11 protein-coding genes, 1 rRNA gene and 7 pseudogenes are annotated in these 17,568 nt (G+C 74.3%); 13 read left to right on the forward strand and 6 right to left on the reverse strand.

The features are described from left to right. The 3 genes from rrf to BJF79_RS11545 all read left to right on the forward strand — a co-directional run. Positions 1-77, forward strand: a 5S ribosomal RNA gene (rrf, locus tag BJF79_RS11535); the annotation flags it as partial. Between the two features lie 952 nt (positions 78-1,029). Further along, complete coding sequence (locus BJF79_RS11540) at positions 1,030-1,632, forward strand: hypothetical protein (protein WP_262401868.1); 603 nt, start codon at positions 1,030-1,032, stop codon at positions 1,630-1,632. A 1,590-nt stretch (positions 1,633-3,222) separates the two neighbouring features. Continuing rightward, a complete protein-coding gene (locus BJF79_RS11545; protein ID WP_262401869.1) occupies positions 3,223-4,311 on the forward strand; it encodes a PhoX family protein in 1,089 nt (362 codons plus the stop codon). Positions 4,312-4,315: 4 nt separating this feature from the next. Here BJF79_RS11545 and BJF79_RS11550 read toward each other — a convergent pair. From BJF79_RS11550 to BJF79_RS59435, 4 genes and pseudogenes are all read right to left on the reverse strand, one after another. Then, a pseudogene (locus tag BJF79_RS11550) lies at positions 4,316-5,256 on the reverse strand (MBL fold metallo-hydrolase). A gap of 71 nt (positions 5,257-5,327) precedes the next feature. Then, positions 5,328-5,633 carry a hypothetical protein gene (locus BJF79_RS59425; RefSeq protein ID WP_262401870.1) on the reverse strand — a complete coding sequence of 102 codons (306 nt, stop codon included), beginning with the start codon at positions 5,631-5,633 and terminating at the stop codon, positions 5,328-5,330. Between the two features lie 370 nt (positions 5,634-6,003). Beyond that, positions 6,004-6,111: pseudogene (locus tag BJF79_RS59430) on the reverse strand (hypothetical protein); the annotation flags it as partial. A gap of 73 nt (positions 6,112-6,184) precedes the next feature. After that, positions 6,185-6,694, reverse strand: a pseudogene (locus BJF79_RS59435) (DUF1015 family protein); the annotation flags it as partial. Positions 6,695-6,766: 72 nt separating this feature from the next. On the opposite strand from BJF79_RS59435, the gene BJF79_RS11560 reads away from it, so the two are divergent. Both BJF79_RS11560 and BJF79_RS11565 read left to right on the forward strand, forming a co-directional pair. Further along, a complete protein-coding gene (locus tag BJF79_RS11560) occupies positions 6,767-7,198 on the forward strand; it encodes a tetratricopeptide repeat protein (RefSeq protein ID WP_075896974.1) in 432 nt (143 codons plus the stop codon). A 78-nt stretch (positions 7,199-7,276) separates the two neighbouring features. Beyond that, a complete protein-coding gene (locus BJF79_RS11565) occupies positions 7,277-8,284 on the forward strand; it encodes an HAD-IIA family hydrolase (protein WP_075896966.1) in 1,008 nt (335 codons plus the stop codon). Here the strand turns inward: BJF79_RS11565 and BJF79_RS11570 are convergent. Next, positions 8,281-8,622, reverse strand: a complete 342-nt coding sequence (locus BJF79_RS11570; protein ID WP_075896968.1) for an SCP2 sterol-binding domain-containing protein — start codon at positions 8,620-8,622, stop codon at positions 8,281-8,283. The genes BJF79_RS11565 and BJF79_RS11570 overlap by 4 nt on opposite strands. A gap of 114 nt (positions 8,623-8,736) precedes the next feature. Between BJF79_RS11570 and BJF79_RS11575 the strand changes: the two genes are divergently transcribed. Both BJF79_RS11575 and BJF79_RS11580 read left to right on the forward strand, forming a co-directional pair. Continuing rightward, positions 8,737-9,045 carry a hypothetical protein gene (locus tag BJF79_RS11575; RefSeq protein WP_075896970.1) on the forward strand — a complete coding sequence of 103 codons (309 nt, stop codon included), beginning with the start codon at positions 8,737-8,739 and terminating at the stop codon, positions 9,043-9,045. Continuing rightward, positions 9,042-9,846: pseudogene (locus BJF79_RS11580) on the forward strand (TlyA family RNA methyltransferase). Before BJF79_RS11575 ends, BJF79_RS11580 begins: the two are co-directional and overlap by 4 nt. 75 nt (positions 9,847-9,921) lie before the next feature. Here BJF79_RS11580 and BJF79_RS59440 read toward each other — a convergent pair. Then, positions 9,922-10,125, reverse strand: coding sequence for a hypothetical protein (locus tag BJF79_RS59440; RefSeq protein WP_262401872.1), 204 nt, complete (start codon positions 10,123-10,125; stop codon positions 9,922-9,924). Here BJF79_RS59440 and BJF79_RS11585 point away from each other — a divergent pair. From BJF79_RS11585 to murJ, 6 genes and pseudogenes are all read left to right on the forward strand, one after another. Beyond that, a pseudogene (locus BJF79_RS11585) lies at positions 10,076-10,850 on the forward strand (NAD kinase); the annotation flags it as partial. The gene BJF79_RS59440 and the pseudogene BJF79_RS11585 sit on opposite strands and share 50 nt — an antisense overlap. A 228-nt stretch (positions 10,851-11,078) precedes the next feature. Next, positions 11,079-12,775 (forward strand): annotated as a pseudogene (recN, locus tag BJF79_RS11590) (DNA repair protein RecN). Between the two features lie 195 nt (positions 12,776-12,970). Next, positions 12,971-14,209, forward strand: coding sequence for a putative cytokinetic ring protein SteA (steA, locus tag BJF79_RS11595; protein ID WP_083733350.1), 1,239 nt, complete (start codon positions 12,971-12,973; stop codon positions 14,207-14,209). Then, positions 14,209-15,164, forward strand: a pseudogene (locus BJF79_RS11600) (copper transporter). Before steA ends, BJF79_RS11600 begins: the two are co-directional and overlap by 1 nt. A gap of 4 nt (positions 15,165-15,168) precedes the next feature. After that, a complete protein-coding gene (locus BJF79_RS11605) occupies positions 15,169-15,966 on the forward strand; it encodes a hypothetical protein (RefSeq protein WP_075896972.1) in 798 nt (265 codons plus the stop codon). Between the two features lie 202 nt (positions 15,967-16,168). Continuing rightward, positions 16,169-17,568, forward strand: a 1,400-nt coding sequence (gene murJ / locus BJF79_RS11610) for a murein biosynthesis integral membrane protein MurJ (protein ID WP_262401871.1), incomplete at its 3' end; no start/stop codon positions are given.

Raw genomic sequence — 17,568 nt, forward strand, 5'->3', positions numbered from 1 at the left:
CGAACCCGGTAGTTAAGCCTCTCAGCGCCGATGGTACTGCATGGGAGACTGTGTGGGAGAGTAGGACGCCGCCGGACCTTTCTTTATGTCGAGGGTCGCCCTGTTAGTGGGGCGGCCCTCGACGCATGTCCGGCCTCGCCAAAGTAGGCTGTAAGGGTCAACAGGACCACCATCAAGAACAGTGACGGACGTGATGAGCGCGGAAGAGGACGGCCGCAGCGACGACAACCGCGGGCGGCGGGGGAACAACGGGGGGCGGAACACGCCTGGCCGTCGCGGGGGAAGCGCGCGTGGAGGGCCCGGCGGTGCCCGGTCCGGGAAGCCGCAGCAGGGACGGGGGCGTCCCGGTGCGGCTCGCGGGGATCGTGAGGAACGTCGGCCGGATCGTCCGTACAAGCGTTCCGGTGACCGGCCTAGTGGAGGCGCCGGCCCGAGGGATCGGGACGAGCAGCGTTCCGGTCGTCCGTACAAGGGTTCGGGTGACCGGCGGCCTGGATCGGGCCCGAGGAGTCGGGACGAGCAGCGTCCCGATCGTCCGTACAAGGGCTCGGGTGACCGGCGCCCCGGGGCGGGCCCGAAGGATCGGGATGATCGTCGTTCCGACCGTCCGTTCAAGCGTTCCGAGGATCGGCGACCCGGCTCGGGCGAAGGTCGGGGCGAGCGGCGTCCGGGAAGGTTCGACCGGGACGATCGTCCGGGTGGCCCCCGCGGTAAGCAGAGCGGCCCTCGGCGTGACGGCAAGTTCGGCGGTCGGCCGGGTGAACGGCGTGAACGACTCGCGACGGCGAGGGACGCGACGCGCGGGGACCGCGCGCCGGCGGCCAGGGGGAACGACGGTTCCAGGATCGTGATCGGCGGGGGTTGCGCGATGAGCGGCGGCCCGGGAAGTTCCAGCGGGACGGTCGTTCCGGCGACCGCGACAGGACGTTCAAGGGGCGGGGCCCTGGGCGCTCGCAGGACTCGGACAGGAGACCACCGCGGGAGCGCATCGAGCGTGAGAAGCCCGCTCCGGCGCACGACGACCCGGTGTTGCCGGACGACGTCACGGGCGAGGAGCTGGACGCGGATGCGCGTCTCGGACTGCGGAGCCTCCCGAAGGACCTCGCGGGCCGGGTGGCGCGCCACCTCGTGGTGGCGGGAAGGCTCGCGGAGGACGATCCCGAGCTGGCCTACCGGCACGCGCGGGCCGCACGGCGGCTGGCGTCCCGGGTCGGGATCGTCCGGGAGGCCGCTGGGATCGCCGCATACCACGCGGGAGAGTGGTCGGAGGCGCTCGCCGAACTGCGGGCCGCGCGGCGGCTCGGCGCCGGTGACGACTCGTACCTGCCCGTGATGGTGGACTGCGAGCGCGGGCTCGGACGTCCCGAACGGGCGCTCGACCTGGTCAAGTCACCGGAAGCCGAACGGCTCGACCCGATGAGCCGCATCGAGTTGCGGATCGTCGAGTCGGGCGTCAGGCGCGACCTGGGGCAGTACGACGCGGCCGTGGTCGCGCTGCAGATCCCGGAGTTGCGGGACCGGCGGCTGCGGCCCTGGTCGGCGCGGTTGTTCTACGCTTACGCGGACGCCTTGGCCCTAGGCGGAACGTGCCGAAGAGGCCATCGAGTGGTTCGCCCGGTCGGCGGCGGCTGACAGGGACGGGGAAACCGACGCGGCCGAGCGGTACGCCGAGCTGGACGGCCTCCACATCGTCGACACCGAGGAGGGCTCGGACGTTGAGACGTCCGAGGCCGAGCCTGAGGTCGAGTCCGAGTCCGAGGTTGAGCCCGGGGCCGAGGCCGAGATCGCGATCGAGATCGCGGCCCCGACCGACATCGCGTTTAAGCCCGCCTCTCCGGAGAAGACGACGACGCCGGACGAGAACGTGCCGCAGGCGGCTGCCGTGTTCCTCGAACCGGAACACCCCGGTGATGTACGCGCCGAGGGCGAGTCCGAGGAGGAGCCGTCGGGAGAGGACCGGCCCGAGCACGAGGAGTAACCCGGCGGACGGGCTCGCGGTGCGTTAGTCACCGATGCGGGCAGTACGGGCGCGCACGTGCCGGGTCGGCCTTGTTTCGGTCGGCGCGGCGACCGAAACAGCACGACTTGACGCTTGTCGACGTTACGCCGCGAATGGGGAACCCGAATCGGCCCGCTTTGGCCTGGACGGTCTCCTGACTGCGGCCGAAACGGTTTCGGGTTTCGGTCGGAGTGCATATTCGGGCGTGCCCCGCGTGGTGAGGGTGCCGGGTCTACCGTGTGTTCCCCCGACGGACGGGCCTGGGCGGCGTTGAGGGCGTGCCGGGCGCGGCAAGTCGGGGCGGGCTTGCCCGGCGTGGCGGGATTATCGGCCTGGCTAGGTGCGCGTGGTGTGCCGGAGGCGTGGGCTTGGACGGATGTTGCAGGCGCGCTCGATCGTGATCGGCCGGTGCACGGCGCGTCGATCCCGGTCGACCGACGTGCGGCGCCGTACGCGCGGCGCCGTTGCGTGCGCGGCCGAAGCGGTGTCGATCACGGGGTGGATACGCCGTGCCTCGGCGGAGTCGGTGAGTTCGGCGGCCGTGTGGGAGAGGGTGCGCGGCGGCCGGGGCGACCGGGCCGCACGGCCTCGGCGGTTAGCCGCTCGGCCGCCTGGGCGCTTCGCCGGGACCGCTCCCTCGTCTCCAAGGACCGGCTGCAACCCCAGCACGCTCTTGCGTCCACTTTCCCGGTAGTACATCCCCGCCGTCACCACGCGCTGTCACCCACTGGTGGTCCAGTTGATGGGTCACCTCCGGTCGGTCGCTCCCTGGTGGGTTACCCCTGGCCGGTCACTCTGGCGTCGGCCACCCGTGGCCGGTTGCCCTTGGTCGGTCGTCCTTGATCCGAAGGGGAGACTGCCGGAGTTCGGACCGGCCGCACGGTGACGTGCCTGTTGTGACGTCCACAGTGCGGGTCGGCCGTGTCCAGCATGGGAAGCGCGAGCCCCAGCGGCCGGGGCCCGTGCTTCCCGCCCTTGACCACCGACTTCGCAGGAACCCGCCAGCGGGGGTTTCGGTAAGGGACGAACGTCGAGTGGCTCGTTGGTATTGACGGGCGTGATCTTTCATTCGATAGTCACGGGATCGTTGCCGTTCGGGGGGATTTGCCGGGATATGTTCCCGGCGTTTCCGATCTCTTGGGGAGCATCATGTCCCTTGACCGACGCAAGTTCCTGTACGCCGCGGCGGTGGCCGGCGGTGCGGCCGCGCTGCCGGGGGCGCTGTGGCGCCGGGCGTCGCCGACGGGCCCGCGCAGCCGGGCCCGAGTCCGTACGGGCCGCTCCGGGCGGCGGACGCGAACGGGCTGCACCTTCCGGACGGGTTCGGCAGCCGGGTCGTGGCGCGCTCGCTTCAGCGGGTCGAGGGGACGCGGTACACGTGGCATCCGGCGCCGGACGGGGGCGCGTGCTTCCCCGACGGGGACGGCTGGATCTACGTGAGCAACTCGGAGGTGCCGGTCGTGGGCGGGGCGTCGGCCGTGCGGTTCGACGCGTCCGGCGGCGTGACATCGGCGTACCGGATCCTGAACGGGACCACGCTGAACTGCGCGGGCGGCGGGACGCCGTGGAACACGTGGCTGTCGTGCGAGGAGCACGACTGGGGGCTGGTGTTCGAGACCGATCCGCGCGGGGAGGACGACGCCGTCGCGCGGCCCGCGATGGGGCGGTTCAAGCACGAGGCCGCGGCGTGCGACCCGGAGCGGCGCGTCGTCTATCTCACCGAGGACCAAGGGGACGGCTGTTTCTACCGGTTCGTCCCCGAGACGTGGGGCGACCTGTCGGCCGGGACGCTGCAGGTGCTCGTCGGCTCGGGCCCCGGGGCCGTCCGGTGGGCGGACGTGCCGCGGCCGGAGTTCTGGTGGACGCCGACGCGCGACCAGGTCGAGGGCGCGATGCGGTTCGACGGCGGTGAGGGCTGCTACTACTCGGGCGGCACCTGCTACTTCACGACGAAGGGCGACGGACGGGTGTGGGCGTACCGGGCGGCCACCGAGCGGCTCGAGATCGCCTACGACGACGACCTGGTGAGCGGCGAAGCGCCGCTGACGGGCGTCGACAACGTGACGGCGGCGTCGTCCGGAGACCTGTACGTGGCCGAGGACGGCGGCAACATGGAGATCAACATCATCACGCCGGACGGGATCGTGGCGCCGGTGCTGCGCGTCGCCGGGCACGCGGAGTCGGAGATCACCGGCCCGGCGTTCAGCCCGGACGGGTCGCGCCTGTACTTCTCGTCGCAGCGCGGCGAGAGCGGGTTCATCGGCGGAACGGACGGGCGGACCTACGAGGTCACCGGCCCGTTCCGCCGCTGACGGCTCACGCGTGCCGGTCGAGGGCGTGCATGATCCCGGCGACGTTGCTCTCGGCGCTGCTGAGCACCTCGTACTTGGCGGCGAGTTCCGGGTCGCCGTCCGGACGGGACACCGCGTAGCGGTCGCGGGTGCGTTCGACGACCATCGCGACGGCGTGGTCGAGGTCGAGGCCCTGCTCCTTGGCGTCCTTGACGTGGTCGACCCAGACGCGCAGCTCCTCGGCGGAGCGTTCCAGCGTGTCCTCGACCTCGGTGACGGGCCCGTAGTGCGCGAACAGGAGCCGCTGCGGGCCCAGCGCCCGGAACTTGCCGAGGGACGCCAGCGTGGTGTCGAGGTCGAAGTCCGGCGGCGGCGTCGCGGGGCGAACGTCGGCGGTCTCGGGAATGTAGACGCCCGCGGCGTCGCGACGTACAGGTCGCCGGTCTGGGAGTCCATCAGCCCGACGTGGTGCTTGGCGTGGCCGGGGGAGTAGTGCGATTCGAGGCGCCGCCCGCCGCCGAGGTCGATCGTCCCGGTTTCCTCGACGGCGCGGATGCGCGCGGCGTCCGTCGGCTTCAGCTCGCCGAACAGGGTGTCGAGGCTGTCGCCGTACACCATCCGGGCGCTGCGCATGAGCCGCGACGGGTCCGCCAGATGGCGGGCGCCCTTCTCGTGGACGACGACCTCGGCGCGCGGGTACATGCGGGCGATGTCGCCGACGCCGCCCGCGTGGTCGAGGTGGATGTGCGTGACGACGACGGTCGCGAGGTCGTCCGCCCCCACGCCCAGTTCGCGCAGCGCCGCCTCGACGACCGGGGCGGAACCGGACGTCCCGGGCTCCACCAGGCACGGCCGGTCGCCGAGGATGAGGTATCCGGCGGTGATGCCGCTGTAGCCCGCCATCCGCGTGTCTATCTCGTACACGTCGCCGCCGAGCGGCGTGATCGTGGTCGTGGTGTCGTCCATCGGTCGATCATCGCCTCCGACCGGCGCCGTTGGCCAGTTCTCTCCGCGATCACCGCTCCCGGCCGCGTCCGTCATGTCTCCGTTTCCAGGAGGCGCAGGACGAGGCCGGTGCGGGGCTTCGGGCCGAACGAGGTCGACTTGCGGGGCACGCGTTCGCCCCGGTCGGCGACGGCGAGGACGTCCTCGACGCGCAGCGGGGCGAGGACGACCGCGGTGCCGCCCGTCCGGCGGGCGCGGTCGATCGCGGCGGACGGGTCGTCGTGCACGACCTCGATCGCGTTCTCGTTCGCCGGCACCTTCCAGGCGTCCTCGATCAGCAGGTGGTCGAGGACGGCGGTGTCGAGGCGGCGCCACTGCGGCGAGTGGTCGGACGGCATGACGCGGGCGAGTGCGGCCGGGTCGGGGTCGGTGAGCAGGTACGGGACGTCGCCGCCGCCGAGCAGGAACGCGGGGCGCGCGGGCGGCGGCGAGGGCGCGGACGGCGGCGGCCTCGTCCGGCAGGGCGGTCACGCGGAAGGATCGCGGGCCGTTCGGCGGCGTCGCCGGGCCGCAGGCCGGGCAGGACGCGGTGGATGGCGCCCAGGTGCGGGGGGTAGCGGGTGGAGTCGACGAGCAGGGCCAGGCCGCGGTCCCACGGGCCGGGCCCGTGGCCGGCGGCGCGGTGGCGGGCCTGCAGGGCGCCGGTAAGGTGGCGTAGCGGTGGTGGCCGTCGGCGATGAGGGCGCCGCGCCCGCGCAGGTCGGCGGCGACGCGGCCGTGCAGGGACGGGTCGGTGACGCGCCACAGCCGGTGCGTGCGGCCGTCGTCGGCGGCGAGTTCGACCAGCGGGTCGGCGGCGGCCGCGTCGTCGACGATCCGGAGCGGCGTCTTCGCCGCCCTCGTAGACGAGGAAGATCGGTTCCAGGTTGGCGCCGGTCGCCTCCATCAGGGCGAGGCGGTCGCGGACGGGGCCGGGGAAGACGTTCTCGTGCGGGAGCACGACCCGGTCGGCCTCCGCGCGGAGGCCGAGGCCGCCGATGAGGCCGCGCTGCAGGACCGTCCCGTCGCGGGACGCCTCGTAGACGTACAGGGCGGGTTCGGGGTCGATCGCGAGGGCGCCGTCGTCGAGCCAGCGGCGGAGGGTGCGTCCGGCGTCGGCGTAGCTCTCCCCGGCGGCGCGCGGCATGTTGAGCCGGACGATGTTGTGCCCGCCGCTCGCGAGCAGCCGCCGGACGGCCGCGTCGTCGATCAGGTCGTACGGCGGGGTGGTGACGGTCGCGAGGTCACCGGCGATCTCGGGGACGAACCGGACGCCCCGGAACGGCGCGAGTTCGAGGCCGCCGCCGGGCGGGCCGGCGGCGAACCCCGCCGAGCCGAAGACGCGGGCGCTGAACTCCTCGGGTCCGATGTCGGCGGGGATGCCCGGAAGTCCGTTCGCGGTGCCGTCCACCGATCGCATGGTAATCGCCGGGAGGCGGCCGGCCTTCGAGTGGGTACGTTCAAAGAGGCGTATGTGCGAGGGGAGGTCCACGTGAGTGTTCAAGGACCGGGCAGGCCGGACGATTCCCCCGGCGAAGATCCCGCCGCCCCGGCGGGCGGCGTCTACGAGTGGTACACGCGCGGGCTGGAGCTGCTGCGGGCGGGCAGTGCGGGGGCGGCGCTGCAGCTGCTGGCGCGGGCGGCCGAGGCCGAGCCGGGGTCGCACAGCATCCGGGAGGCGCTGGGACGGGCGCAGTTCGGGACGCGGCAGTTCGGTGCGGCGGCGGAGAGTTTCCAGAGCATCGTCGAGGAGGAGCCCGCGGAGGACTACGCGCGGTTCGGGCTCGGGCTGTCGCTCAGCCGGATGGGCGACTTCGAGGGCGCGGTGCAGCAGCTGGCGCTCGCGGCGGCGATGCGGCCGGGGAACAAGGACTACCAGCGGGAGTTGCGGCACGTCAGGGCGACGCTCCGGTCGCGCCGGTGATGCGGCGCCCGCCGCAGGCTACCGGCCGGTAGCCGGCGGCCCGTACGATCGTGCCGGTGTGCGATCGGAGGGAGCGCGATGAAGGGCAGTGACCGTCCTCTGTGCGAGGCGTACGACGTCGCCCTGCTCGACCTGGACGGCGTCGTCTACATCGGCAGGCGGCCCGTCCCGGCGGCGGCGGAGTCGGTGGCGAAGGCCCGTGCGGCGGGGCAGCGCGCGGCGTTCGTCACCAACAACGCCTCGCGGACGCCGTCGGCGGTGGCGGCGCTGCTCACCGAGGTCGGGGTGCCCGCCGAGCCGGCCGACGTGGTGACGTCGGCGCAGGCGGCGGCGCGGCTGCTGGCCGAGCGTCTCCCGGCCGGGGCCGAGGTGCTGGTCGTCGGCGGGACGGGGCTGCGGCACGCCCTGTACGGCGAGGGCCTGCGCCCGGTGTCGGTCGCGTCGGAGCGGACGGCGGCGGTGGCGCAGGGCTACGACCCGGGGCTCGGGTACGGGCTGCTCTCGCAGGGCGGGCAGGCCGTCGCGCGCGGCGCGCTGTTCGTCGGCTCGAACGGCGACCTGACGATCCCGGGCGGCGACGGGCCGCCGCATCCGGGGAACGGGTCGCTGCTGCGGGTGATCGAGGGCGCCACCGGCGTCGCGCCGATCGTCACGGGCAAACCGGAACTGCCGCTGCACCGCGAGTCGATCCGGCGGACGGGCGCGCGCCGTCCCCTCGTCGTGGGCGACCGGCTCGACACCGACATCGAGGGCGCGTACAACGGCGGCGCCGACAGCCTGCTGGTGTTCACCGGGGTGACCGATCCGCTCGGCGTCCTGACCGCGCCGCCGAACCGCCGCCCGTCCTACCTCGCGCCCGACCTGACGGGTCTGCTCGTCCCGCATCCGGAGGTCGCGGCGTCCGCCGAGGGGCACCGCTGCGGCGGCTGGACGGTGCGGCGGGACGGCGACGCGTTCGCCGTGACCGGCTCCGGCGACGCCCACGACGGGCTCCGCGCGCTGGCGGCGTCCGCCTGGAGCGCCGCGGAACCGCCGCCCGCCGGGCCCCTGGCCGGGGCGCTGCGCGCGATCGGCCTGCCGGGCTAGAGGAGTTTGCGGAGGCGGAACAGGTCGCCGAGGCCCGCCTCGATCTTGAGGCGGCCGCTCGCCCACGCCTTCGCCGGGCTCAGCTCGTCGTCGGCGAGCGCGACGAGGTCGTCGCTGCCGACCGTCAGCCGGACCTGGGCGGACGCCGGGTCGTCGTCGGGCCGGACGGGATCGAGGCCGTCGGCGTGCAGGCGGGTGCGGTAGGCCACGCCGAGGTCGGGGACGCGGCAGCTGATCGTCCGCTCGACGGCGTGCTCGGCGAGCCGGTCGGCGTCCACCTCCGCGAGGCGTGCGACGATCTTGTCCAGCGCCGCCCGGCAGTCCTCCTCGTTCGCCATGGTGAGGCCGTTCCCCGCTTCCGTCGACGCCGATCTGTCAGTTGGACGGTAGCGTTCTGACCGAGCCCGGGGCCACTCGCGGCGCGTCCGGGAAGTTGCAGGGAGGTAAAGGTGATGTCCGACGAGGCCGCGGAGGCCGCGCCCGTGGCGGAGGCTCCGCGGGAGCCGGAGTTCCCGGCGGCGCCGCCGCCCGAGCCCACCGGCGACCCGCGCGTGGACGCCGTCCTCGCCCGGCTCGCCGACCTGGCCGGACGGCCCGTTCCCGAGCACGTGGAGATCTTCGAGGACGTCCACCGGAGCCTCCAGGAGCTGCTCATCTCCGCGGAGAGCACCCAGGACGACGGCGGGACGGCCGACGCCGGGCACCCGGTGCCGCCGCGCCCCCGGGCCGCGTTCCCCGACGCGCTGCGCCCCCGGGCATGAGCGCTCGCCGGCGGCTGGACGCCGAGCTGGTGCGGCGCGAGCTCGCCCGTCGCGGGAGCACGCGTCGCAGCTCATCGCCGACGGGCGGGTCCGGGTGGGCGGGCAGCGCGCGACCAAGGCCGCGACGCAGGTGCAGGCGGGGGCCGCGATCGTGGTGGCCGAGGCCGACACCGGGCCCGAATACGTCTCGCGCGGCGGGCACAAGCTCGCCGGCGCGCTGGTGCGTTCCCCGGCCTGCCGGTCGCGGGCCGCCGCTGCCTGGACGCCGGCGCCTCCACCGGCGGATTCACCGACGTGCTGCTGCGCGCGGGCGCCGCGCACGTGTTCGCCGTGGACGTCGGGTACGGGCAGATCGCGTGGTCGCTGCGGACCGACGACCGCGTCACCGTGCTCGAACGGGTCAACATCCGCGAGCTGGAACCGGAGATGCTGGGGGACGGGCCGCCGCCCGGCCTCGTGGTCGGCGACCTGTCGTTCATCTCCCTCAAGCTGGTCCTGGGGCCCGTGCGGCGCTGCGCGGCGCCCGACGCCGACTACGCCGTCATGGTGAAGCCGCAGTTCGAGGTCGGCAAGGACCGCGTCGGCGCGGGCGGCGTCGTGCGCGATCCGGAACTGCGCGCCGAGGCGGTGCGCGGCGTCGCCGGGCACGCGGCGACGCTCGGGCTGGGGGTGCGCGGCGTGACCGCGAGCCCGCTGCCCGGCCCGTCCGGGAACGTCGAGTACTTCCTGTGGCTGCGCGCGGGCGCCCCCGCCCTGGACGAGGACGCGCTCGCCAAGGCCGTCGCGGAGGGGCCGCAGTGAGCGTCCGGGCCGTGCGGAACGTCCCGGAAACGGGACGGAACGCCGATTTGGGAACGCCGGGTACGGACACGTTCGTCAACACGTCGGAACATCTCGGTGCGGCTGGGAGTGGGGCGAGAGCATGAGCACGAGGTCGGTGCTGGTCGTGGCGCACACCGGACGGCCCGAGGCCGTCCGCAGCGCCCAGCTGGTGATCGAGCGGCTGTCGGCGGCCGGCATCACGGTGCGGGTGCTGGCGGACGAGGCCGACGACATCGGCTGCCCGGGCGTGGTCGTCATGCCGGTCGCCGCGGCCGCCGCCGACAGGCGCCGAGGTCGTGGTGGTGCTCGGCGGGGACGGGACGCTGCTGCGCGCCGCCGATCTGACGCGCGCGTCCGGGACGCCGCTGCTGGGCGTCAACCTCGGGCACGTGGGCTTCCTCGCCGAGGCCGAGCGCGAGGACCTCGCCGCCACCGTCGACCGGGTGTGCACCCGCCAGTACGAGGTCGAGGAGCGGATGACGATCGACGTCGTCGTCCGCCGCAACGGCACCGTGATGGGCACCACATGGGCGCTGAACGAGGCCAGCATCGAAAAGTCGGAGCGGGAGCGGATGCTGGAGGTCGTCGCCGAGATCGACGGCCGCCCGCTGTCGAACTGGGGCTGCGACGGAGTGGTATGCGCCACACCCACCGGGTCGACGGCGTACGCTTTCTCGGCGGGCGGGCCCGTGGTGTGGCCGGAGGTCGAGGCGATGCTCGTCGTGCCGATCAGCGCGCACTCGCTGTTCGCCCGTCCGCTGGTGGTGTCGCCGCGCTCGTCGGTCGCCGTGGAGGTCCTCGCCGACACGCCCGGCGCGGTCCTGTGGTGCGACGGGCGCCGCACGCTCGATCTGCCGCCGGGAGCGCGGGTGGAGGTGCGTCGCGGCGCCGCGCCGGTACGGCTCGCGCGGCTCCACCTCACCCCCTTCACCGACCGGCTGGTCACCAAGTTCGGGCTGCCGGTGACGGGCTGGCGCGGGCGCGTCCGGCAGCCCATGCATCCGACGCCCCCGACCGAGGACCGGCAGGTCATGCGGGTGCCGGACGGGCGCGGCGACGGCACGCCGGACGCGTCCGGCGACGCGCCGGCGCCGGCCGTCCGGACGGGCCGGCGGACGCGGGCGGGGAGGCGGCAGGGGAGCAGAAGGGATAATCTCCACAGGCGCCGATCGGGGAATCGTTTGCGGAGGGTTGTGACGCTGGTGCGTCCGATGGTCGATGAGGTGCGGATTCAGGGCCTCGGGGTGATCGACGAGGCCGTGCTCGATCTGTCGCCCGGATTCAACGTCGTCACGGGGGAGACCGGGGCGGGCAAGACGATGGTGGTCACGAGCCTGGGGCTGATGTTCGGCGGCCGGGCCGACCCCCAGCGGGTCCGGCCGGGCGCCGGGCGCGCCACCGTCGAGGGCCGGATCGTGGTCGATCCCGGCGGCCGCGTGGTCGACCGGGTCGAGGAGGCGGGCGGCGAGCTGGACGACGGCGCGCTGATCGTCACCCGGTCGGTGTCGGCCGAGGGCCGCTCCCGGGCGTTCCTGGGCGGCCGGTCCGTCCCGGTCAGCCTGCTGATCAACCTCGCCGACGACCTCGTCGCCGTGCACGGCCAGTCCGACCAGCAGCGGCTGCTGGCGGCCGCGCGGCAGCGCGCCGCCCTCGACCGGTACGCGGGCGGGGCGCTCACCAAGCCGATGCGCGCCTACACCAAGACCTACCAGCGGCACCGGAAGGTCGCGGCGCTGCTGGAGGAGATCACCACCCGGGCGCGGGAGCGCGAGCAGGAGGCCGAGCTGCTGCGGTTCGGCCTGGAGGAGATCGAGAAGGTCGACCCGCGCGACGGCGAGGACGTCGAGCTGGCCGCCGAGGAGGAGCGGCTCGGGCACGCCGACGCGCTGCGCGGCGCCGCCGACACCGCCCACGAGTCGCTGCTGGGCGACCCGGCGGCGGCGTTCGAGGCCGCGAACGTCACGAGCCTGCTCGGGCAGGCCCGCAACGCGCTGGACGCCGTCCGCGACCACGACCCGGAGCTGGCGGCGCTCGCCGACCGGCTCGCCGAGGCCGGCTACCTGATCTCCGACGTCGCCGCCGACCTGGCCGCCTACGCCGAGTCCGTGGACGCCGACCCGGCGCGGCTCGCGGTCGTCCAGGAACGGCGCGCCGAGCTGACGGCGCTGACCCGCAAGTACGGGGAGACGCTCGCCGACGTGCTGGAGTGGTCGCGGCGGTCGGCGGTGCGGCTCACCGAGCTGGAGGGCGACGACGAGCGGATCGAGGAGCTGACGGCCGAGCACGCCGAGCTGACCGAGCGGCTCACCGCCGAGGCCGGCGAGCTGACCGCCGTCCGCACCCGGGCCGCCGAGCGGTTCTCCGCCGCCGTCACCGACGAGCTGACGGCGCTCGCCATGCCGCACGCCCGCGTCGAGGTGACGGTGGCTCCGGCGACGACTACGGGCCGCAGGGCGTCGACGAGGTCGAGGTGCGGCTCGCGCCGCACCCGGGCGCGAAGCCGCTGCCGCTGCACAAGGGCGCCTCGGGCGGCGAGCTGTCGCGCGTCATGCTGGCGATCGAGGTCGTGTTCGCGGGCGCCGACCCGGTGCCCACGTTCGTGTTCGACGAGGTCGACGCGGGCGTCGGCGGCAAGGCGGCCGTGGAGATCGGGCGGCGGCTGGCCCGCCTCGCCCGCAACGCGCAGGTGATAGTCGTCACGCACCTGCCGCAGGTCGCCGCGTTCGCCGACCAGCACCTGCTGGTGGAGAAGTCCGACGACGGCACCGTCACCAGCAGCGGCGTCACCGCCCTCGACCGCGAGGGCCGGGTGCGGGAGCTGTCGCGGATGCTCGCCGGGCTGGAGGACTCCGAGCTCGGCCGCGCCCACGCCGAGGAGCTCCTCGCCATGGCCGCGGACGAACGGTGACCGGCGAACGGTGACCGAGACGAACGGTGATCGAACGGTGATCGAACCCGGACGTCCCGCCCGGCGTCATACGAATCAGGGGTGCGCCACGCGCCCCGACAGGCCCCCAAAAACTACAGAGGGTACGGGAACGGACACGCCCGGACTGTCGTCCTTACCGTCGTTCGCACCCGTGCTCTGGCAGGATGGCAAGCGATGAACGACCCGTCACCCACCACCGAGCGTCGCGCCGGGCTCGCCCAGCGGCTGCCGCGGCGCGTGCTCGCGCTGGGCCGGGGCCGCGACGACGGCCGGCAGGGGGTCAGCGCCACCGTCCGGCTCGACCGCCGCACCAAGAACCTCACCAAGCGGCTGCAGTCCGGCGACGTCGCCGTCATCGACCACGTCGACCTCGACCGGGTCAGCGCCGAGGCGCTCGTGTCGTGCCAGGTCGGCGCCGTCGTCAACGTCGCGCCGAGCATCTCCGGCCGCTACCCCAACCTAGGCCCGCAGATCCTCGTCGAGGCGGGGATCCCGCTGATCGACGACGTCGGCCCGGAGATCTTCACGAAGCTGCAGGAGGGCGAGCAGGTCCGCGTCGAGGACTGCACCGTCTACCGCGGCGACGAGGTCGTCACCAAGGGGATGGCGCAGACCGCCGAGACCGTCGAGGCGGCGCTCGTCGAGGCCAAGGCCGGGCTGTCCACCCAGCTCGAGGCGTTCGTCGCCAACACGATGGAGTACGTCAAGCGCGAGCGCGACCTGCTCATCGACGGCGTCGGCGTCCCCGACGTGCGGACGAAGCTGAACGGACGGCACGCGCTGATCGTCGTCCGCGGCTACCACTACCGCGAGGACATCGCCACCCTGCGGCCCTACATCCGCGAGTACCGGCCGGTGCTGATCGGCGTCGACGGGGGCGCCGACGCGCTGCTGGAGGCCGGCTACCGCCCCGACATGATCGTCGGAGACATGGACTCGGTCTCCGACGACGCCCTGACCTGCGGCGCCGAGATCGTCGTGCACGCCTACCGGGACGGCCGGGCGCCCGGCCTCGCGCGGGTGCAGGAGCTCGGCCAGGACGCCATCACCTTCCCCGCCACCGCCACCAGCGAGGACTGCGCCATGCTGCTCGCCGACGAGAAGGGCGCGTCCCTCATCGTCGCGGTCGGCACCCACGCCAACATGGAGGAGTTCCTCGACAAAGGCCGCGCGGGCATGGCGAGCACGTTCCTCACCCGCCTGCGGGTCGGCAGCAAACTCGTCGACGCCAAGGGCGTCAGCAGGCTCTACCGCAGCCGCATCTCCACCTGGTCGCTGCTGTTCCTCGTCCTCGGCGCGCTCGTCGCCATCGTCACCGCCGTCGCCACGTCGCCGGCGGGAGACGTCATCGGCCCGCTGCTGGCCGATCGCTGGCACGCCTTCGTCTTCTGGCTCACCGGACTCTTCTCCTGATGATCGATTTCCGATACCACCTCGTCTCCATCGTCGCGATCTTCCTCGCGCTCGCGCTCGGCATCGTGCTGGGCTCCACCACCCTGTCGAACTCGGTGAGCGAGACCCTGCGCGAGCAGGCCAACTCCGCCGCCGACAGCGCCCAGCAGGCCCGGGAGGCGCAGCGCGACCTGCAGAACCGGGTCAACGGCGAAGAACAGTTCGCCGGGGTGCTCGCCCCGCAGATCGTCGAGAACCGCCTCAAGGGCCAGTCGGTCGTCCTGGTCGAGACGCCCGGCGCGGGCGACGACAGCATCGAGCGGGTCGGCGAGCTGGTGAAGAACGCCGGCGCCGCCGTCACCGGCCGCGTCACCGTCCAGAAGAAGCTCCTGGACGACGACCAGCGCACCGCCGTCGACGCCCTCGCCGGGCGGCTGAAGGCCGAGGACGTGAAGTTCCCCGCGGACTCCGGCACCTACGACAAGGCGGGCGCCGTGCTGGCGAGCGCGCTGGTCACCGCCGACCCGGCCGAGGCCGGGCGCGAGGACGCCGCGACCGGCGCCGTCCTCGGCGGATTCACCGACGCCGGGTACATCACCACGACCGGCGAGCCGGGCCGCCGCGCGACCCTCGCCTCGTCGTCGCCCCGTCCGCCGCGTACGCCTACGAGGGCGGCGACGACGACAACGAGGCGCTGATCTCGCTGGCGTCCGCCCTCGACGCCGCCGGAAGCGGTACCGTCGTGGGCGGCCCGCCGACCGCCGCGAGCGACGGCGGGCTGATCGCGGCGCTGCGCGACTCCGACGCCGCCGAGTCGGTCTCCGCCGTCGACATCGTGGACACCGCCTCCGGCCAGGTCGTGGCGATCCTGGCGCTGCAGAAGGAGCTGAGCGGCGAGTCCGGGCAGTACGGGACGGGCGCCGGTGTGAGCGGCTACCTGCCCTCGCCCGCGCCCACGGCGGGAAAGAGCGGGTGACCTGATGGCGGATGCGGCGGGCGACGACGACACCGCGGGACGGGCGGGCGCGCGGATCCTGCGGGCGGCGGCCGGCGCGGCGCTCGCGCTGTTCGCGGCCCGCGCCGCCTACACGGCGCTGACCGCCCGCCCGCCGGGCCTGAACGGCACCCCCGGCGAGCAGGTGTGGGGCCGCACGAACCACCGCGGCGAACCCGTCACCCTGCTCGAAGGCCCCGCGTTCGCCGCGGGCGCCGTCGCCGGCGGCCTGCTCGCCCCCGGCTTCGGGGCCGGGCCGGGCGGCCGGAGTGCGGGCGCCGCGCTGCTCGCGGGCGCCGGTTCCGGCGTCCTCGGCGGCTACGACGACCTCACCGGCTCCGGCGCGTCCCGCGGCTTCAAGGGCCACCTCGGCGGTCCTCGCGCTCGGCGAGGTCACCAGCGGCGCCGTGAAGATCCTCGGGATCGGCGCGACCGGGCTGGCCGCCGCCGCGATCGCCGGGTCCCCGGCGCCGTCCCGCGCCGGACGCGCGGCCGACACGCTGCTCAACGGCGCCCTCGTCGCGGGGAGCGCCAACCTGATGAACCTGTTCGACCTGCGTCCCGGCCGCGCCGTCAAGGTCGGGCTGATCGCCGGGACGCCGCTGGTGCTGGCGTCGCCCGTGGCCGCCGTGTCGGCGCCGCCGCCGCGCTGCTCCCCGAGGACCTCGGCGAACGCGCGATGCTCGGCGACACCGGCGCCAACGCCCTCCGGCGCGCCGATCGGGCTGGCCGCGACCCGCCTCGGCCGCGGACCTCGCCGTCCTCGCCGCCGTCGCCGGGCTGAACGCCGCCAGCGAGAAGGTCAGCTTCACCAAGGTCATCCGGGACACGCCCGTCCTGCACCGCATCGACATGCTCGGCCGCCGTCCGGTCGAGCCCGCCGCCGCGGCCGTCCCCCCGCGGGCCGCGCCCCGTCGAGGACGACGCGGCCGCCGACGCCGTCTAGGCGTCCCCCTCAACGTGATCCACCTCAGAGAACGCCGAGCATGCCCCCGTCCCTGCGCAGGCTGACCGGCGGCATCGCCGGGGCCGCCCTCGTCATCGCGATCATCACGGTGCTGTCCCGGCTCGCCGGGTTCGGCCGCACCTACGCCCTGTCGCAGACGGTCACCACGTCGTGCCTCGGGCAGGCGTACTCCACCTCGACGCAGTTCCCGCTGATCGTCTACGAGATCGTCGCGGGCGGCGCGCTGACCAGCATGGTCGTGCCCGTCCTGGCGGGGGCCGTCGACCGCGGCGACCGCGACGAGGTGCGCCGCATCGGATCGGCGCTGCTGACCTGGGTCGTCGTGCTGATGGTGCCGCTGTCGGCGCTGATGGCGCTGGCGTCGCGCCCCATCGTCACCGCGCTCGTCCGCGAGGACCTGCAGGGCTGCGACGCCGGGCAGATCATCGACGTCGCGTCCACCATGCTCGCGATCATGGCGCCGCAGATGCTGATGTACGGGGTCGCGGTCGTGTTCTACGGGCTCCTGCAGTCGCACCGCCGGTTCGTCGCGCCCGCCCTCGCGCCGCTGGCGTCCAGCGTCGTCGTGATCGGCTGCTACCTGGTGTTCGCGCCGCTCGGCCACGCCTACGTCGACGACCTGGCCCACCTGCCGCGCTCGGCCGAGCTGACCCTCGCCATCGGCACCGCGCTCGGCGGCGCCGCGATGGCCGCCACCGCCGGGATCGCCGCGTGGCGCCTGCGGCTCGGGCTGCGGCCCACCTTCCGGTTCCCCCCGGGCGTCGCGGTGCGCGTGCGGCGCCTCGCGATCGCGGGCATCGCCACCGTCGCGGCGCAGCAGCTGTCGGCGCTGCTCGTGGTGCACCTCAGCTACAAGGGCACCCCGGGCGCCCTGAACAACTACCAGTACGCGTGGGCGGTCTACCTGCTGCCGTGGGCGGTCCTGGTGGTGCCGATCGCCACCAGCGCGTTCCCGATGCTGTCGGCGCGCAGCGGCCCGGACGAGCGGGAGCGGTTCGACCGCATCACCGCCTCGACGACGCGGGCGGTGCTGCTGGTGTCGTGCGCGGGCGCGGCCGTGCTGGCCGCCGTCGCCGTGCCGCTCTCCGTGGTGTTCAACCCCGGCGACGAGCTCCAGCAGGAGGTGCTGGCGCGGGCCGTCCTCGCGTTCGCGCCCGGCCTGCTCGGCTACGGCCTCGTCGCCCACATCGGCCAGCGCGTCCTGTACGCGTGCGAGCGGGGCCGGACGGCCGCCGCGGCCGTCGTCGCGGGCTGGGCGACGGTGATGGCCGTCGACGTCGCGCTCGTGGCGATGGTGGACCGGCGCTGGGTCGTCGCGGTCCTCGGCGTCGGGAACGCGGCCGGGATGACCGTGGCCGGGATCCTGCTCCTCGCGGTGCTCGCGCGGCGCGCGGGCGCGCGGCCCTGGCGGGCGTCCCC

The sequence above is a fragment of the Actinomadura sp. CNU-125 genome (assembly GCF_001942465.1).
In the GTDB taxonomy this organism is placed as follows: Bacteria; Actinomycetota; Actinomycetes; order Streptosporangiales; family Streptosporangiaceae; genus Spirillospora.

Bases quoted from the DNA above. Each gene is read 5' to 3' on its own strand.
- BJF79_RS11565 (WP_075896966.1), top strand. From the start codon at position 7,277: ATGAAGGGCAGTGACCGTCCTCTGTGCGAGGCGTACGACGTCGCCCTG.
- BJF79_RS11570 (WP_075896968.1), bottom strand. From the start codon at position 8,622: ATGGCGAACGAGGAGGACTGCCGGGCGGCGCTGGACAAGATCGTCGCA.
- BJF79_RS11605 (WP_075896972.1), top strand. From the start codon at position 15,169: ATGGCGGATGCGGCGGGCGACGACGACACCGCGGGACGGGCGGGCGCG.
- steA (WP_083733350.1), top strand. From the start codon at position 12,971: ATGAACGACCCGTCACCCACCACCGAGCGTCGCGCCGGGCTCGCCCAG.
- BJF79_RS11575 (WP_075896970.1), top strand. From the start codon at position 8,737: ATGTCCGACGAGGCCGCGGAGGCCGCGCCCGTGGCGGAGGCTCCGCGG.
- BJF79_RS59425 (WP_262401870.1), bottom strand. From the start codon at position 5,633: ATGCCGTCCGACCACTCGCCGCAGTGGCGCCGCCTCGACACCGCCGTC.
- BJF79_RS59440 (WP_262401872.1), bottom strand. From the start codon at position 10,125: ATGACGACCACGCCCGGGCAGCCGATGTCGTCGGCCTCGTCCGCCAGC.